A 19,236-nucleotide genomic window follows, 5' to 3' on the forward strand; every position below is an offset into this window, starting at 1 on the left:
TTAATGTAATTTCACATTTCAAAAACATTCGTTTTTTCTTGCCTGTAAAACTCATTAGTTATACTTTTGCACCGAAATCAGAAAAGCATCGATGTCTGAGGAACAATAAAAAAACAAATCTAAAACAAAAAGATTAGAGACAATGAGAAAATCAATTTTTATAATGACAATGGCCGTATTTGCCATATCGCTTAGTGTATTGGCAGGACCTACTATAACAAAAAAAGACAGAACAGTAGATGCCGACAAGAATGTCGTCAAGACCGACTCAACAACTGTTATCGACTTCGACGGTTACAACACTGTTAACATCGAGTTCAACAAGGCATCGGACGATGTTGTAGTGAAAATATACAAGAACGAGGAGCTTGTATATACAGACAGCAACATGGTAAGCAGCGGCACAACCATCAGCTATGACATAACCGACAATCCTATGGAACGCGACTTCGACATCGTAGTAGAAATGGATGGCCGCACCGATGCCACAGAATCTATCAGAATACACTAATCAAACAACAGCAATGAACAAGGATTACAGACTTTCATCATACACCATCGTGACCGAACTCGACCACGAGCCCGACTGTGCGTGCATGATACATGGATATACAGGAGCAATAGACGTGGTAAACAAAGATATTGTGGCTTTTCTCGAAAGCCACAATATCTTCAAGAAGAGTGACATCCCGTGTTCAGAGACGACACAAGAAACACTCGAGAAACGCGGTTACATCACTACAAGAACAGCCAAAGAAGAAACGGAATATGTGGAACAGTTTGCAAAAGCGCTATTCAAAAAAGAAACTATTTTGGGAAGTGGATTTACAGTCGTGATGAGCTATGATTGCAATTTCTGCTGTCCATATTGCTTTGAGAAAGGTATAAGGCGGGACACAACCACATTTACACATGAAATGACCGACAAACTGTATCAGACAATAGAAACAATTGCACCCGACAAAAAACTACGGTCAAATGAAATAACACTTTATGGTGGAGAACCTCTGATGAAAGAGAACAAGGAAGCTGTTACATATTTTATCAAACGCGGCAAGGAGCTCGGATTCACATTCTCCGCCATCACAAACGGATACGATCTCAACCACTACGAAGACTTATTGGAAAACATACGATTTGTGCAAATTACCATTGATGGGGTTCGTGAACGCCACAATGCCCGCCGATTGCATTGCCGCGCCATACCCACATTCGACAAGATTGTGGAAAACATTGGTCTTGCTCTTGAAAAAGGCGTAAAAGTGGCTGTACGTGTAAATACAGACCGTGACAACATTGATGACATAAAGAAACTCAACAGCATGTTTGATGAGTTACACTACAACGGCAATAAACTCTTCAGCATGTATTCTGCGCGCTTGCAGGATTATTCAGAAGGGGAAAAAAGCGAATACAAATATCTGGCACAAACCGAATACGTACAAAAGTTAGACAAATTGGATCTCGGCTATATCTGCCAAGATTATGGCCTGTCGAACAAGATAAGCTCAGCCATAAATAACGGCAAACCACTGCTATTCCGCTCTACTTATTGCAATTCACAAACAAAAGGATTTGTGTTAGACCCGTTAGGATATATATATCCTTGTTGGGAAGTTGTCAACAGAAAAGAACACCGATTGGGATGCTATAAAGGCGACGAGATAATATGGAATAACGAAATCATGGATATGTGGAGAAAATGCATATTGCTCGAAAAAGACTGTATCAAATGTAAATATGCTTTGCTGTGTAGTGGAGGATGCCCTGCCGCCCGATTGAAAAGCAACAGATGCCTGAGAATGGAAGACCTTATCAGAACTTCCGTAAACAAAGCTTTTAAAACACAGAAAAAATGAATATAAACGTAGATATTAATATCTACATATAATTAACAAAACAACAAATTTTTAACAAAAAAACTATGGGAAAGAAAAAAACAGAGTTGCATTCATTGAATGAAGGATTAACTATCCTGTATGCAGAAGAGTTGGAACAAAGAATGGAAACAGACCCTCTGGCCATAAGCGGATTATTGGGCGGCGAACCGGAAAGCCCTAAAGACCTTCAAGGTCTTTGCATAATAAAAGTAACTTGTGGTGAATTATCAATTCAAAAATAGTCTTCAACTTTTAAGCAAAAAGGGGAACATACAATCAAATTGCATTTCCCCTCTTATCCTAAAAAATATCCACTGATAATTATGAAATATATATTCATACATATATTATTCCTAACAGCATCAATAGCCAAAGCCCAAACCATAATCGAAGGCCATGTCACCGACGACAAGAAAAACGACCTGATAAAAGCCACCGTACGATGCTATTCCGGCAATATGTATATCTGCGGAACCACAACAAACAGTAAAGGTGAATTCAAATTGGAAGTGCCTGAGAAGAAAAATGCAGGCAAGATAAATATAAACTATATAGGATATAAAGAAACAGCCATAACCATAAACCCTACCGACGAAAAACACATACGTCTTGGAGACATTGCCATGGGAACCGATGACACACAACTGCAAGAAGTGACCGTGCTGAGCAGCAACAGAATAAGAACAGAAGATAAAACCATGATATTCCCAACAAAGGACGAGATACGCCATGCTTATGACGGATACAGCGCACTCGATGTCGTAAGAATACCGGGACTTAACGTCAATACTTTCAACTCAACTGTTGCTTACCACAATCAGGATGTACTGCTTTGTATTGACGGACGCCAAGTTTCAAAAGACGAAGTTCAGGATTTGAATCCGAAAGACATCAAACGTATAGACCTATATACACAAGGCACTCCAGAATACCCGGATGCATACGCTGTGCTCGACTATATACTGAAAGAACGCGACTATGCCGGAAGCGTGGCTTTCAACGCTCTGCACAACAATCGTCCGAACGGCAACGGCAAAGCCACCGTACAGTATTTTGAAGGTAAATCAGAATTCACGGTATCTGCTTCCGGCTCATACAATCATTTCACAAAACACGATGAGGGTGTAAATACGACAACATATCATTTTCCGGAAGAAACAATAACAAGAACCGACTACAAGCTGCCGTCGCCATCGGACGACAACAGTTTCAACACCTATGCCAACTATCTTTATAAAGACAAGAAACAAAACCTGCACGCATCGCTCAGATTCAACAGAAAGTCAGGCGAAACAGATACATATAACAAACAGACTTACAGTAATATACCTGCAACACTGACAAGGCAGGAACACTCCAATTCGCAATCCATAAGTCCGTCAATGAAGCTGCAATACAGCATCAGCCTGCCTCACAAACAGCGTCTACGCATAGAGGCATACGGAAGCTATGGAAACAATCATTACAACAGATGGTATGAAAGTCGCACGGACGAGACCGTAACTTCAAGCTACGGTAATGGAACCTTGGAAGACAGCTACTACATGAACGCTACGGCAAACTACACGAAGACAATAAACAAGAAATCGTCGTTAAATCTGACAATAAATCACAACCGCACACATACAGAAGATGAAAATATGCGCAACGGCACGACACACAACCTGACACTCAACAAGAACAACACGAAAGTTAACCTGACATACAAATATAGCATAAGAAAGAAATTCAGCATACAGGCAAATCTTGCAGGATATATGACTAATATCACGACCGGAGGCAAAGAGACTGATGACTTTTTCTTCGTTCCATATCTCAGGATGACATGGATGCTGAAAAAACATACGCTCAACCTATCGGCCACATCAAGAAGCCATGAAGCAAGCAATTCAAACCGGACAGGAGACGAATATCGAATAAACGAATATGAGATGTTTGTGGGAAACCCGGAATTGAAAGACTATGTTTCATACAATGCCACTTTAAACCACGACTGGGAAATATCAAAAAGAATCACATGGATAGACTATTTAGTATTAAGGACAAGCCCTAATTCTGACTTTAAAACAATAAGATACGACAACGAACGCGGAACATTTGTCAACAAGACCATCAATATAAAGAAAAACTGGTCGCTGCACTACGAAACCGGATTCGATTATGAAATAATCCCCAATACCATCTATATGCGGGCTTTGTTCCTTGGATATTGGTCAGATCTTAATGACAAGATGCACAATGACATATATGTTGCCGGTAGTCTGCGGTTTCAACACAAAGGATGGAGAGCATGGATAGGATGCATATCACCAACCAAAGGATGGGATTATTTGTCTGGAAAAAGAAGAAAACAATCAGCCCAACTTGATATGAATTTAAGCTACAGCATCAACAACTGGAACATTGGCATAGCATACTCTAACCCGTTCAAAACAACAGCCCGCTCAACACTTGTAAACGGAGAATACGAACAATACACATCGTCACGCATCCCACGCATAACCGACAACTATGGATATATAAGGATAAGCCACCGCTTCACCTTCGGCAAGAAGAAACACAAGTTTGACACAACCGAAGTGGAGGACGTGAACCAGACGACAATATCACAATAACAAACAAAGCACGACAATGAATCTGCAACAGATAACGATACAGGCTTTTTCGACAAGCTCGACAAACGAAACCTACCTATTGGAGACCGAAGGGCGATTCTTCGAGATAGGACATGATGCCGCCGAACTGCTGACATACTTGCGCGAACACGGTGACAGCGACGAAAGCGTCGGGCGATACGTCGACGAACATGGCGGACGACCTACAAAAGAAGAGATAACGGCATTTATGGATTCCATGGACAAAAAGACAGCCGGCAACGGCAATGCCGGCGGCAGCAACAAACGCAAGTCTTTTCTATACAGCAAAGACTTTATTCCGGCTGCCGTTGTCGAACGATACTCCACCATGTTCAGCCGCCTGTTCCATCCATGGGTGATGGCCGTTGCGACGGGTCTGTTCGCAGCATTGGACGCGGCATACTTCCTTTTCTTCAAAGACACGCGCAACCATACCCCCATCGACATATACATAATCATCGGCATGTATCTCTTTCTCGTGACATCATCTCTGACACACGAGTTCGGCCACGCCTCGGCATGCCGCCACTACGGTGCTCCGCACGGCAACATAGGTCTTGGGCTTTATCTCAACCTGCCGGTGTTCTACACCGACGTGTCGCACATATGGAAACTGTCGCGCCGTCAACGGTGTGTGGTCAACTTCGGCGGAGTATACTTTCAGATGCTGTTGCTCATACCGCTTCTTTCAGCTGCAATCGCAACAGGCAGCAATCTGCTGAAATATATGATAGTGCTGATGAACCTGAACTTCCTGATCACGATGAACCCGTTCTTCAAGTTCGACGGCTACTGGATGGTCACCGACATGCTCGGCGTGGCCAACCTGAGGCAGAAAGGCAAGGAATGGACTACCTACGTATGGCAGAAAATGCGCGGCAAAGAGCCACACACACGACCCTATCTGCTGTCGCTGCCGCGGTGGACAGGCTACAGCCTGATGGCATACACGGTGGTGGTGAGCCTGTTTTTCGGCTTCTACTTCCTATATGTGATACCTATGTTCTTCGTGCGTTTCTACGACACTTTCCCAACGCGCTTCCGGGACGTACTCGCCGATCTGTCGTACCACCGCATGCCGGAATGGAACGACATGCAGCAGATATGCCTGCAACTGATGTTCCTCGTATTCTTCACCTATATGATATACCGCATGGTACGACCCTTGTTCAAACACATCATTGCATGGAAAAGACAATAAGCATATCGGGATGTGTGCTCATCCTGACAGTATATATAGCGCGACTGTTCTACATGGCAGACCCGTTCCACATCTTCCCGCTGCTTACGGCCGTGTGGCTCGGAGTATGCTGGTGGCACAGACCACTACGCCCCACACCCATCGACATCTGTCTTGTGGCGCTATGGGCATACGGCATGCTCGCACCGACGGTGAACCCCATCGGCAGCATGGCGGCCACAAGCAGACTGACCGCCTCGGTGCTCATCTACTTCACGGCCCGCACTATCTTTGCCCTATACGGGGCGGCAGGCCGCCGGATGCTGGCTGTGCTCACCGCCGGAATAGTCATGATGACAGCGGCCGCACTGTTTCAGTTCGGCATGTTTGCCGACAAAGTATATGCTGTGGACTTCGAGTCGCTCTACGAGTTCAGGTTTCTCTACACCCCGTTTGGGCAGCCCGTCAACGTGTGGAACGCACTGATGTGGCTGTGGGGCGGCATAGCCGTGGCTACATATGCCGAATGCCGGTCACGACGGGTAAGACTCATGGCGCTTGTTGCCGGCTGTATGGTATGGACAATGATTGTACTGTCATTCTCACGCGGCGGATACATAGCCGCCGCAATATGCCTGCCGGCAATGCTCGTATTGCTGCTAAGGACAACGACGAAGCGCCATGCCGTCATTATCATGTCGTGCTATGCCCTGCTCACCGCCGGGCTGTATCTGAAATATAAAAGTGATATAGATACGGCCATAAGCATGAACAGCACCACATCGCAACAACGGAGCACATCCGGGCGCATCAGTACCATAAAACAGGCACGTGACATCGTGAAAGAAAATCCTTGGGGCACCGGGGCCGGAACCTACACGCTGGCCAAAGACTACTACATGCACGGCAACGGGCGCAGCGACAGTCATACATCGTATGCGCCAAACATTTTCACACAAGTATCGGTAGAAGGCGGATGGCCGGGAATGGTAATCTATATTACATTTATTGTCTGCATAATGATATGGACAGTCAGGTCCGGACGTCACAATATGTGGGCCGTATTCATACCTATGGCAGGATATTTCGTCAAGGAGCAGACGTTCCCTACCTTTTTCGTATCGGACATAACGCGCATATCGGCACTGATACTGCTGGCATATATACAGAAAGATTCCGGACAGGCCAAGCCGGGACCAACGGCACGGATAGCAGCCGGAATACCGGCCGTGGCATGGGCGGGAATAATATACGCCGGAATGGCCTGCAAAAGCAACGGATGCCAGGAGATATCCAAGAGCCGCATGGACAGCCGCACAATATTCGACCGGGCCGTACAATCCGATGACATGCCGGCGCTGCAACGGCTGGCCTCCGACTATCCCGACATACTGGTATACCGATGGACAATATATGAAAGGTACCGCAAAGACGGACAACCGGAAAAGGCCGCACACGAGCTGGCCGCAGCCGTGCTGCGCCATCCACGCATACTCGAAACCGACTATTGGAACAAACTGAAACAAGATGACGACGAGTTCAGCCGGAAGGTGAGCCGCGAAGTGATACACACCATCACATGCACACAACCGGAAGACGCCATAGAATGTGCAAAATACGGACGGGCGGCAATGCTGCTGGGCGAGCCGGGAACGGCATACCGCTATCTGGAACAGGCCGTGACGCGGCTGCCCACATTTTCAAGACCATGGGCTTGGCTGTCTGTAATGCACAGCCATCGGAATGAGGAGAACACGGCCCGGCTCTATCTCAGACGCTACACCCTGCTCGAACACGGCATGTTTGCCGACATTGACAACGGCACACCACCCGAGCCGCAACGCGACATCGAGTCTCTGACCGATGCCGGCTACAAGATAAAGTGCATGGAATGGTATGGGACATTACCTGCAAAGAGAAATCAATAAACACTATCAATAAAACTTAAGAAAGAGCAATATTATGATCAGCGAAAAAACATTAAAGATTGTCTGTGCCATATTGTCGGCAATACTGGTGGCACTCGTATGCCACATCATGTGGCCATACATCGACAGACAAAAGACAAGGCTGCACTACAGGAGCGACGAGCGGAAACTGGCTGCCGCCGAATTTCTGACAGACAACATGGACGAGCACTTCACAATGGTGGGCGACGGATGGATACGCTATGACACCATCTTCAACAGGTTTGAAAAGTATTTCGAGCGCCACGGCTACCATGGCGAGAGCTCTCCCATGACACTACAGCACATATGGGACAGCGTGGAGGTTCATAGCGGTCCGCTCAAATCCGAGGACTTTCTGAGAAGAATGGATACAGACCAGGCCCTGTCGGATGTTCTCATTGAAAACATCGACGCGGCTTTCGAAGCATGGCAAAGTGTGCCGGACTCGCTCGTGACGAAAGACTTCAGGATGTTCTGCGAATATGTGCTGCCCTACCGTATAGGCAACGAAGCTCTTGAACCCACATGCCGCCGTCATCTCTGGGAGGAATACAGGGGCATGAGAGACACTATGTTTACCGACATACAGTCGATAGAAAAAGCCATGAACAAGGTGCTGCGCGAAAAGAAAGGCTACAGCAACAGCGAACTGATGTGGCAGTTTCCATACTCCATACCCGTAAGCAGGATGGAGAAAATGCGCCGCGGCTCGTGCATGCACATCTGCGAATACTACGTGCACGTGCTGAGAGCACTGGGCATTCCGGCCACGATAGACGAGGTGGACGTATGGGGCAACAGAAGCGGAGGCCACTGCTGGGTGACGGTGATGAAAGACAGCACTACAGAGTGTGCGCTCGATGCCCTGACAGGCAAGAACCTGCGTCTGACGTACAGGCCGATAAAGGTGTACAGACGGACATACAAGACTAATCCCGTGGACAAAAAAGCCAAGGAGACTATGCCCTACGACCTTACCAACGAGCACCGTATCGACGTGTCGCACAAGTATTTCAAGACACACACCATACGTATCAAGGCCATACCTGAGGAGGCAGAAAAACACGGGTATCCGGAATATGCCCTGATATGTGCCTACGACAATACGAAAAGGCTGTGGACATCGGTGGACTACGGCAAACATGTGGGCGACGGTGTGTACGAGTTCAAGAACATTATAGGAGGCAATTGTGCCATAATGGCCTTCTACGACAAAAAGAAGAACGAGCACTATGCAGCGTCGCAGCCTTTTACCATCACGGAGTCGGGAAAGGTAGAGATGACCCGACCGATAGGGAACAACAAACGCGACATGAAGCTGACACGCAAATATCCGCGGTTCAAGCGCATGGACTTCCATGCCCGCAAACTGCACCGCACATGGGTGGAAGGCGCCGACAATGCCGGTTTCGATCGTGCCGACCGGCTGATGACAATAGACAGGATTCCGGGAGACATCAACGACACATCCATAATCTGCAAGAAGAAATACAGATACGTGAGATGGACTGTGGACAAGGAGCACAAGAGCTGTCTGGCCGAAATACGTTTCTACGGCAAGCGAACGGCAGACGGCCCGGAGGTACCGCTCATAGGACGGGTGATAGGAGGCCCGAAGCCCACTATAGACACACGACACCCGTATAAACATGCCATAGATGGCGACCCGGCTACATACTTCGACAAAAAAGCCAACGAGGACGGATATGTGGGGCTCGACCTGGGAGAAGGCTACGAGGCTTATATAACAAGGATAAAATTCTACCCTCGCAGCGACACAAACTACATAATCCCCCGCCACATGTACAAGCTGTACTGCTGGGATAACGGATGGAGGCAGATCGGAATCAGGTTTCCAATGGAGCATGAACTGAATTTCACGAATATACCGGAAGGCATGTTATATCTGCTACGCGACATGGACGGTGGCAACGAGGAGCGCCCGTTCACAATGGACGGTGACAAGCAGGTGTGGTGGTAAACATGATAAACCAATATAAGTTATATTACAAAGCAATATAACTTATATTGGTCGGTAATATAACTTATATTGCTTTGCAAAATAACTTATTTTAGAGTGAAATAAAGACTGGATTGAATAGCAAGACAAGCAGAAATCTGCTATAATCATTCAACTTTCATATTGTCAACACTATTAAAAGACAAAACGTCGTTTTCCGCCTCTTTGGACGAAAAACGACGTTTTGCACCGTATAACATAAAAGATATGTAAGAAAAGAAACGACAAGACTGCTGATATCGTTCAAAAGATGTTACCATTGTGTATCCGGAACCAAAACTTTTGGGTAATAAGTTTTGCCGTTTCACCGAAACAGACTATATTTGCACAAATCTTATAATTAACGAAACCATTCTATTCTGAATATGTGCGACAACAAATACATACGTTTCGACTGGGCTGCCAAGCGCATGCTACGCGACAAGGCAAACTTCGGAGTGCTTGAAGGACTTGTCACCGTTCTTCTCAACGAACAGATACACATCACGGAGATACTTGAAAGCGAAGGCAATCAAGAGGACATGTACGACAAGTTCAACCGCGTGGACATCAAGGCGACCAACAGCAAGGGCGAGATAATCATCGTCGAGATACAACTGACACGAGAGTTATATTATCTCGAGCGCATTCTATACGGTGTGGCCAAAGCCATAACGGAACATATATCGTTGGGCGAAAAATACGACAAGGTAAAGAAGGTGTACTCAATAAACATCCTTTATTTCGACCTCGGACAGGGAGCTGACTATCTCTATCACGGCCGGACCACGTTCCGGGGAGTGCATACGGCAGACACTCTCGTGGTGAACAGCAAGGAGCGCGACGCCATACGCATGAAAGCACCGGAAGAAATCTTCCCGGAATATTTCATCATACGTGTGAACGAGTTCAACAAAGTGGCCACAACACCGCTTGAAGAATGGCTCGACTATCTGAAGAACGGCCACATAAAAGAAAACACCACGGCTCCGGGGCTCGGGGAAGCACGCAAACGGCTGCAATATATGTCGATGAACAAAAAAGATCGACTTGCATACGACCGGCATATAGACGCAATCATGGTACAGAACGACGTGCTTGACACAGCAAAACAGGAGGGATTTGCCGAAGGACACGAAAAAGGGCATGAAAAAGGAATGGCTGAAGGAAGAGCAAAAGGAATGGCTGAAGGAAGAGCTGAAGGAAGAGCTGAAGGAATAATGGATACGGCCAAACGCATGAAAGCTCACGGCATGGAACCAACTGTAATAGCCGTGATGACAGGACTCTCAATAGAAGATATCAATGTTTTGTAATATGGTTGTCATGCAACAGCACAGGAAAGTTTTCATGAGAATACGAGACTCAAACGACTTTCCTGTGTTTTTATTGTTGGTATAACAACATTTGCCAACGGATATGTGTCTGTAACTAAGTCTGGCAGATGTTGCTATTGCATCAAAAGATAACGCACGACACAACACTTTTTGGGACAAACAGACTGATAAGTCGAAAAAAATGTGTAAGTTTGCACACCGAAAAGAGACTGTTCGGATGAAACTCATAATCATGACCAAACCCACATTCTTTGTGGAGGAAGACAAAATACTCACATCGCTTTTCGATGAGGGGATGGAGAATCTGCATCTCTGCAAACCGGACGCCACACCAATGTACTCGGAACGCCTGCTCACCCTGCTGTCGGAAGACTTCTACAGCAAAATTTCCGTGCACGACCATTTTTATCTTAAGGAAGAATATCGCCTGAAAGGCATACACATCGAGGACTCTACGACCGAAACACCCCTGAAATACAAAGGACGGCTCAGTCGCACATGCCGCAGGATTGAAGACCTGAAAGAGGCAAAGAGAAAATGCGACTACGTATTTCTGAGGAACATCTTCGACTGCCAGTCCATGCCCGAGGAAAAGGCGTCGTTCACGTATGAGGAACTGCGCGATGCCTCGAAAAAAGGATTGATAGACAAACGGGTGTATGCCCTCGGAGGCATGAACCTTGACAACATACGTGCGGCAAAGGATTTGGGATTCGGCGGTGTTGTGATATGCGGTGACCTTTGGAACAGATTCGACATACACAAGGAGCTGGACTATAAGGAACTGATAGCTCACTTCGAGAAAGTGAGAAAGGCTGTAGGCTGACCTCAAAACGATGATAGAAACGAAGCAGAGACAGAAAAGACAGAAAGAATTTATTGCATAATATACAAACTGACAAACAAAAAGATGAGTGCACAAAACTCTTACATGGTTTTCTCGGGTACTAACACGAGATATTTGGCCGAGAAAATCTGCCAAAGTCTGGGTTGTCCGTTGGGTCAACTGGTAATCACACATTTCTCTGACGGAGAATTTGCAGTATCATACGAGGAATCGATACGCGGACGCGACGTTTTTCTCGTTCAAAGCACATTCCCTAATTCAGACAATCTGATGGAGTTGCTCCTGATGATCGATGCCGCAAAGAGGGCTTCGGCACGTACCGTAAACGCTGTGATTCCATACTTCGGATGGGCACGCCAGGACCGCAAGGACAAGCCGAGAGTGAGCATCGGTGCAAAGTTGATAGCCGACGTGCTGAGCGTAGCCGGCATCGACCGCCTGATAACAATGGACCTGCACGCCGATCAGATCCAAGGATTCTTCAACGTGCCTGTGGACCACTTGTATGCATCGGGCGTTATCCTGCCATACCTGCAGAATCTGAAACTGGAGGAAATGGTGATTGCATCACCCGATGTAGGAGGTTCGAAGCGTGCCAATACATACGCCAAGTATTTCGGATGTCCGCTGGTCTTGTGCAACAAGACACGGGCAAGAGCCAACGTAGTGGACAGCATGCAGATAATCGGAGACGTGAAAGGTAAGAATGTGGTAATAATCGACGACATGGTAGACACGGCCGGCACCATCACCAAAGCTGCCGACATAATGAAAGAGGCCGGTGCAAAGACCGTGCGTGCATGTGCGTCGCACTGTGTTATGAGTGGTCCGGCAAGCGAGCGGGTGCAGAATTCGGCTCTCGAAGAAATTGTATTCACCGACTCCATACCTTACTCCCACCGCTCAGCCAAGGTGAAGCAGATTTCCGTAGCCGACATGTTTGCCGAGGCCATACGCCGCGTAATACACAACGAGAGCATCAGCAATTTGTATTTGGTATAAAAGATTACAATGAACAAATTATCATTTTCAATAATCGGACTGATGACCGCAGGCTCTGTTCTTGCGGCCTGTCAGTCTGACGGGTACAGGATAAAGGGTGAAGCAGCGATGCTGAATGACGGTGACACACTATTCGTCACAGACGATCTGTTCACCGGCACGCCCATAGACACACTGATAGTAAAGGACGGAAAGTTTGAGACCGAAGAAGAAAAAGCCGACTCCACACGGCTATGCATGGTGTACAGCAAAAATCACAAAGGCATTTATGCACCTTTCTTCATCGAGCCTGGAACCATCAGCATCAAACTGTCTGAAAAGCCTGAGGAGACAAAGGTGAATGGAACATCAACAAACAACAAGTGGCAGGAGATGAACGACAGTGTGATGAGAATCGGACGGCAGATTAACAGCATTGCGGCATACGTAAACGGCAACACCCTTAACTATGACCAGCAACAACGAGAAATGAAGAAGGTGGAGACGCTGCACAAACAGTTCAGAGAACTGGTAATGGAATATGCCGAAAAGAATACCGACAATGAATTCGGATATTTCCTGCTTACAGCCTACGACGATATGGCAGGAATGAGCGATACTGACGATCCGACTGAAGCCGACACAAAACTGGAACTGATAAAAAAGTTGCCACGCCACATGCAGGAACGTCAGGCGTTGAAAATGGTTGTGAAAAAACTCAGCCAAATGAAATCGACGGCTGAAGGAAACATCATGCCGGACTTCACTATGAACGACATCAACGGCAAACCTATAAGCGCACTTGCCGAAATAGGAAAGAACAAGATTACCGTAATTGACTTTTGGGCCAGCTGGTGCGGCCCGTGCAGGGTTGAGATGCCCCACATGGTGCGTATGTACAATGGCTACAAAGACAAGGGATTAGGTATATTGGGAATATCACTTGACTCAAAACGCGAAGCATGGGAAGCTGCAAGCAAGGAACTCGGTGTGGCATGGCCTCAGATGTCCGATCTCCGAGGATGGGACAACGCTGCAGCGCGAATGTTCAATGTACAGTCTATTCCGCAGACCATCGTTGTGGACAGCAATGGAAAGATTCTGAAAAAAGGACTGCGAGGCGAAGAACTCGAAACATTCATAAAGTCGTTGATGGAATAGAATTAACTTAAAATTGAGAATAGGGAATTGAAAATGGAGAATTATGATTACCCTCTCATTAACAATGAGTAATCATAATTCTCCATTTTCAATTCCCAATTTTCAATTGATGAAGACTTTGAATTCCAACAATAAAAAATCCCGAAACTCCAATATGGAATTCCGGGATTTTTGTTTGACAATTGTATTCTCTCTACAACCTGAACTACATATTAGGCAAGTCAAGCCATTTAATATAGCAGAAGTCCTGACGATGAGGCAACTTGTCGCACTTGGGATACATACGCACGGCACTCTTGAAGATACCGGCATTGTTGGGTTCGAGTTTACCCTCGAAAGTGAAGTTGTTGCCGTCACGACCTATAACCGTAAGAGGAATGACATTGAAGATACGGTCTTCGCCATTCTTATCGGGACTGATTGTTACAAACTCCAAACCGATGGCATCGTCAAGTCCCTGCTCATTGATGACATACTTCAGCGTATATTCTTTGCCCATCACGGCACCTGTAGAAGGAATGTTCCACTCTGACGAAACCACACTGATGCTATCCCAACGCTCGGCCACAGCCTCTTTCCACTGTGCAATATCCTTGGCCAAACGGTTGTTGTCGGCAGCAAGTGTCTTGAAGCGGGCTGCCTCCTTGCAATAGAACTTGTCATAGTAATCGTCAAGCTGACGCTTCATTGTATAGTGAGGAGCAATCTGGGCAATGGAGTTCTTGATAACCTTTATCCAACCCTCACTATATCCTTTTTCATTCTTGTTGTAGTAAAGCGGGATAATCTCACGCTCGAGCAGATTATAGATTGTTGCTGCATCGAGCTGATCTTGATAACCCTGATTCTGATATGTGCGTTTCTCGGTAAGAGCCCATCCGGCACCCTCGCGATAGCCTTCAAGCCACCATCCGTCAAGCACAGAGAGGTTTACGACACCGTTCATTTCGGCCTTCTCACCTGACGTGCCTGATGCTTCAAGAGGACGTGTCGGGGTGTTCATCCATATATCTACACCCGAAACGAGACGGCGGGCAAGTTGGAAGTCATAGTTCTCAAGGAAGATAATCTTACCGAGGAACTCGGGACGCTGGCTGATTTCGTATATCTTCTTGATAAGTCCCTGACCTGCACCATCGGCAGGATGTGCCTTACCCGCAAAAAGGAACTGAACGGGATGCTCAGGGTCGTTGACAATCTTGGACAGACGGTCAAGGTCTGTGAAGAGCAGATGAGCACGCTTATAAGTAGCAAAGCGACGACAGAAGCCTATCATCAGTGCGTTGGGATTGATCTTGTCAAGCAACGAAACCACACGCGACGGATCGCCTTGATTCTTGAGCCATGTCTCACGGAACTGCATACGTATGTAGTCTACGAGCTTCTGCTTCAGTGCCATACGTGTCTCCCATACTTCGTCGTCGGGCACATTGTATATTGCTTCCCAAATGCTTTGATTGCTTTGGTCTTTCATGAAGTTCTTGTCAAAGTACTTGGCATATACTTTGCGCCACTCGGTAGAAGTCCATGTGGGGAAGTGAACACCGTTGGTTACGTAGCCTACATGGTTCTCTTCGGGATAGTATCCGTTCCAAATGGGAGCAAACATCTTCTGGCTTACCCAACCGTGAAGTTTGCTCACCCCATTGACCTCCTGACATGTATTGCAAGCAAAGACCGACATACAGAACTTCTCGGAATGGTCATTAGGATTGTTGCGTCCCATACCGATGAACTCATCCCATGTTATTCCTAACTTGGCAGGATAACCGCCCATGTACTTACCGAAGAGTCCTTCATCGAAATAGTCATGACCGGCAGGTACGGGAGTATGAACGGTATAGAGGGATGATGCACGTACAAGCTCCATAGCCTGATTGAACGTCAAGCCTGTTGCGATGTAGTCGCACAGACGCTGCAGGTTGCAGAGTGCAGCATGACCTTCGTTACAATGATAAACATCCTTGGTGATACCGAGTTTCTTCAATGTGAGCACACCACCGATACCAAGAAGAATCTCCTGTTTCAGACGATTCTCCCAGTCACCACCGTAAAGCGAATGTGTTATGGGTTTGTCAAACTCTGAGTTCAACTCGTTATCGGTATCAAGAAGATAGAGTTTGATACGGCCTACGTTCACACACCAAACATAAGCATGAACGCTATAGTTATTGTAGGGTACGTCTACTACAAGGGGATTGCCGTTCTCGTCAAGTTGACGCTCAAGAGGCAATGAGTTAAAATTCTGAGCTTCATACTTGGCTATCTGCTGGCCATCCATACTCAACGACTGTGTGAAATATCCGTAACGGTAAAGGAAACCTACGGCACACATGTTTACATTGCTGTCGGATGCTTCTTTAAGATAATCACCGGCAAGCATACCAAGACCGCCTGAATAAATCTTAAGAACATGGTTCAGACCGTACTCCATTGAGAAATAGGCCACAGAAGGACGGGATGCATCCGGCTCCACGTCCATATATTCACGGAACAATGAGTAAACAGCATTGATACGTTCCATCATCACCGCATCCTTGACGATCTTTTCCTTGCGCTCATAGCTGAGACGCTCAAGCAAAAGGACGGGATTGTGTGACACCTCATGATAAAGCTCAGGATCCAAATCGCGGAACAAGTCCCTTGCTTCATAATTCCATGTCCACCACACATTGTGTGCAATCTCATCCAGACACTTCAATTTTTCCGGAAGAGTTGACTTTACAGTAATCTCCTGCCACTGAGGAGCATTAGCATAATCTGCCTTAATCTTCATAACTTTTTAAAATTATTATTATGTCTTTTCTATCTTTCATTGAGCTTCACGACATTTTCGTTCCTCAGCCTTGACCAAAGCAATATCGTAAGCATCATAATAGTATTTTATAAATTCAGTCCATAGAGCCTTCTTTGACAACACATCGGCTTTCTTACGTGCTGCATCGATTTCTTTCTTTGTAAAATTTGAATACCGTGCAATAGTATCCTTTATGGTATCCGCCACCTCCGAATAATTATAATCAGTGCGGTGTATGACCTTAACACCGTCTTGAATATCACTAAACCCGCCTTTCACACTGTTTGCCCACAAGCCGAATCCGGCAAGATCCGTAGTAATACACGGCACCTTGAACGCTATCGACTCAAGCGGAGTATATCCCCACGGTTCATAATAAGACGGATATACACAAAGATCATTGCCAAGAACTATATCATAGTATGTCATATTGAGCACACCGTCATTACCGTCAAGATAACATGGCAGGAATATTACTTTAACCATATCATCCTTACGGTTGTGCATGTCAAAATACTTCATCATACCAAGAGTGTTGTCATGACTCATTTCATGGAGCCAATGCGTAACAAGCGGTACCTCAAGCGGGGTATCAAAACTCTTTCCGCTGTTCAGCCTCTCCACAAGATCATGGCGTGGTTCACCTACCCATCCTGGAACTTCAATAAAGGCCAACACTCTTTTCTTGAGTTCCTTGCTGCGCAACAGCCTGTTAAGTGACTCAATATAAACGTCAATCCCCTTGTTACGGAATTCGTAACGTCCGCTTGTCGATATTATCATAGTGTCATCATCCAGATTATCGCCAAGCAGCGCATTGGCAACCTCTATGAGACGCTTGCGGGCAGCCTTGCGTTTTTTTGCAAATACAGATGCATTCGGAACAAAACTGTTATCAAAACCATTAGGCAAAACAACATCCACAGGCTTGTCTAAAAGCTCCTTACACTCATTAGCCGTGATATCGCTTACTGTTGTGAAACAATCCACATACATAGCAGTCTGCTTCTCTATCGAATGTTTGCTCTGCATGTTTAACTCAACAGACATCTGATCGCCATTGTAAGCAAACAAATAGTCATAAAGAGGTTTCATATTACCGGCAATGCTACGACCTATACTAGTAGCATGAGTGGTAAACAATGTTCCTATCTGAGGCAATTTGTAATTTATATACAACAGTCCCAAACCTGTCATCCATTCATTACCATGGTAAATCACACGTTTTGAACTATCAATATTATTATTATAAAAACTTTCAACTACCAAAGCTGCCGCATAAGAAAACATTGATGCTTCGTCATAGTCGCCATAAGCATGAAGACTATCCACTTGATAATGTTCCCACAGCCAAGAATAGATTTCATTTTTCTTATCAAAAAACGGTTTAAAATCAATGAGTATAGTTACAGGCTCGCCCGGAACAGACCAACGCCCTACCCTTACTGCCAGTCCTTCTTCTGAGGCTTTTTCTTTCCATTCCCTAAATAAATCCTTATCCTCCTGAAAATAAGGACTCTCTTTCTCTTTCCAGAAATCAGGACCGATAAATATCAATTTGTCTTGCAGCTTATCTTTAATAGTCTTCGCTCTTGTCGAAAGAACGGTATAAATACCACCAACTTTATTACAGACTTCCCAACTTGACTCAAAAATATAGTCTGGAATCAACTTCTCTTTTACCATACTTAATCTCAATATATGCGCACAAAAATACATATTTTTTTTAATATTTCAAACAAAATACAACATTAATTTCCAAAAACAGACCATTTAATGACTAAGATTCAGCAACCTTCTTCTAAAGAAAAATCATTTTCTTTATTCTGTCGGTATACAATCTCATGTTTTTATTGTATATTTGCGAACATAAAACAGATAAAATTATGAAGAAATATATTTTCACTTTAGTATTGGCTGCCATATCCGCTAACACAAAGGCCCAAAACAACAACACAACATTCAAAGGCTATTTCTATAATGACGAGTATTCCATATACATGAACATAGACTTTCATTCAATGGAAGTTGAAGTTCCCAATCATTCCCTATTCGGAAAACTTCCAGGATATTTAGGCAAAAAGCTAAATAATTTCTATTGGCTTGTCACTTCTGCAAAAATAAAAGACAAAAACAGTGCCGAACTTAATCTTATAAATGATTATGGCAGTGAAGACTTGAAAGCAATCCTAAAACATGAAAACGACTCAACATATACATTCAAACAAGAAAGTGGAAGTCCGCTTAAAGTAGCAAACAACGGAAAATGGCAAAAACTTCCAAAACAGTTTAAACTAATAAAGAAGAAATAACACAATTCGTCATCACATTAATTGATAATATAGAATTATTGATAATGTATAATCGGGATTTTACATCCCCCATTCCAATTCCACGGCCCCGGCAGGGTCCCCATACCATACATCCACACAAACACACAAAAAAAAAATCTCCCCCGCCCGTTTCACC

14 protein-coding genes are annotated in these 19,236 nt (G+C 45.3%); 12 read left to right on the top strand and 2 right to left on the bottom strand.

All coding sequences use genetic code 11. The features are described from left to right. Positions 1–142 precede the first annotated feature (142 nt). The 11 genes from HPS55_RS05920 (at position 143) to HPS55_RS05970 (ending at position 13,970) form a co-directional block, all read left to right on the top strand. Entirely contained in the window at positions 143–511 is a 369-nt protein-coding gene (locus tag HPS55_RS05920) for a hypothetical protein (protein WP_172175188.1), read from the top strand. A 13-nt stretch (positions 512–524) separates the two neighbouring features. Beyond that, positions 525–1,859, top strand: a complete 1,335-nt coding sequence (locus tag HPS55_RS05925) for a radical SAM/SPASM domain-containing protein (protein WP_172175185.1) — start codon at positions 525–527, stop codon at positions 1,857–1,859. Positions 1,860–1,924: 65 nt separating this feature from the next. Then, on the top strand, positions 1,925–2,122 hold the full coding sequence (locus HPS55_RS05930) for a hypothetical protein (RefSeq protein WP_172175146.1): 198 nt from the start codon (positions 1,925–1,927) through the stop codon (positions 2,120–2,122). 81 nt (positions 2,123–2,203) lie between these two features. Next, a complete protein-coding gene (locus HPS55_RS05935; protein WP_172175182.1) occupies positions 2,204–4,495 on the top strand; it encodes an outer membrane beta-barrel protein in 2,292 nt (763 codons plus the stop codon). Positions 4,496–4,511: 16 nt separating this feature from the next. Next, complete coding sequence (locus tag HPS55_RS05940) at positions 4,512–5,717, top strand: zinc metalloprotease (RefSeq protein ID WP_172175179.1); 1,206 nt, start codon at positions 4,512–4,514, stop codon at positions 5,715–5,717. Continuing rightward, positions 5,702–7,624 carry an O-antigen ligase family protein gene (locus tag HPS55_RS05945; RefSeq protein WP_172175176.1) on the top strand — a complete coding sequence of 641 codons (1,923 nt, stop codon included), beginning with the start codon at positions 5,702–5,704 and terminating at the stop codon, positions 7,622–7,624. The genes HPS55_RS05940 and HPS55_RS05945 overlap by 16 nt, the downstream gene beginning before the upstream one ends. A gap of 34 nt (positions 7,625–7,658) precedes the next feature. Continuing rightward, positions 7,659–9,626: a transglutaminase domain-containing protein gene (locus HPS55_RS05950; protein ID WP_172323417.1), complete on the top strand. Its 1,968-nt coding sequence runs from the start codon at positions 7,659–7,661 to the stop codon at positions 9,624–9,626. Between the two features lie 404 nt (positions 9,627–10,030). Further along, positions 10,031–10,960 (top strand): Rpn family recombination-promoting nuclease/putative transposase, encoded by a 930-nt coding sequence (locus HPS55_RS05955; RefSeq protein ID WP_172175167.1) that lies wholly within the window; start codon positions 10,031–10,033, stop codon positions 10,958–10,960. A gap of 238 nt (positions 10,961–11,198) precedes the next feature. After that, positions 11,199–11,807, top strand: a complete 609-nt coding sequence (locus HPS55_RS05960) for a thiamine phosphate synthase (RefSeq protein ID WP_172175164.1) — start codon at positions 11,199–11,201, stop codon at positions 11,805–11,807. 84 nt (positions 11,808–11,891) lie between these two features. Next, positions 11,892–12,830 carry a ribose-phosphate pyrophosphokinase gene (locus HPS55_RS05965; protein ID WP_172175161.1) on the top strand — a complete coding sequence of 313 codons (939 nt, stop codon included), beginning with the start codon at positions 11,892–11,894 and terminating at the stop codon, positions 12,828–12,830. Positions 12,831–12,839: 9 nt separating this feature from the next. Continuing rightward, positions 12,840–13,970 carry a TlpA disulfide reductase family protein gene (locus HPS55_RS05970; protein ID WP_172175158.1) on the top strand — a complete coding sequence of 377 codons (1,131 nt, stop codon included), beginning with the start codon at positions 12,840–12,842 and terminating at the stop codon, positions 13,968–13,970. A 205-nt stretch (positions 13,971–14,175) separates the two neighbouring features. Here HPS55_RS05970 and glgP read toward each other — a convergent pair whose 3' ends face one another. Further along, complete coding sequence (gene glgP / locus HPS55_RS05975) at positions 14,176–16,746, bottom strand: alpha-glucan family phosphorylase (RefSeq protein WP_172175155.1); 2,571 nt, start codon at positions 16,744–16,746, stop codon at positions 14,176–14,178. A gap of 36 nt (positions 16,747–16,782) precedes the next feature. After that, positions 16,783–18,453, bottom strand: a complete 1,671-nt coding sequence (locus HPS55_RS05980; protein WP_172175152.1) for a glycosyltransferase — start codon at positions 18,451–18,453, stop codon at positions 16,783–16,785. 200 nt (positions 18,454–18,653) lie between these two features. Between HPS55_RS05980 and HPS55_RS05985 the strand changes: the two genes are divergently transcribed. Next, the gene (locus HPS55_RS05985) at positions 18,654–19,079 is read left to right on the top strand and encodes a hypothetical protein (protein WP_172175149.1); all 426 of its coding nucleotides are present in this window, start codon (positions 18,654–18,656) and stop codon (positions 19,077–19,079) included. Positions 19,080–19,236 lie beyond the last annotated feature (157 nt).

Source organism: Xylanibacter rodentium (genome assembly GCF_013166575.1).
Lineage (GTDB): Bacteria > Bacteroidota > Bacteroidia > Bacteroidales > Bacteroidaceae > Prevotella > Prevotella rodentium.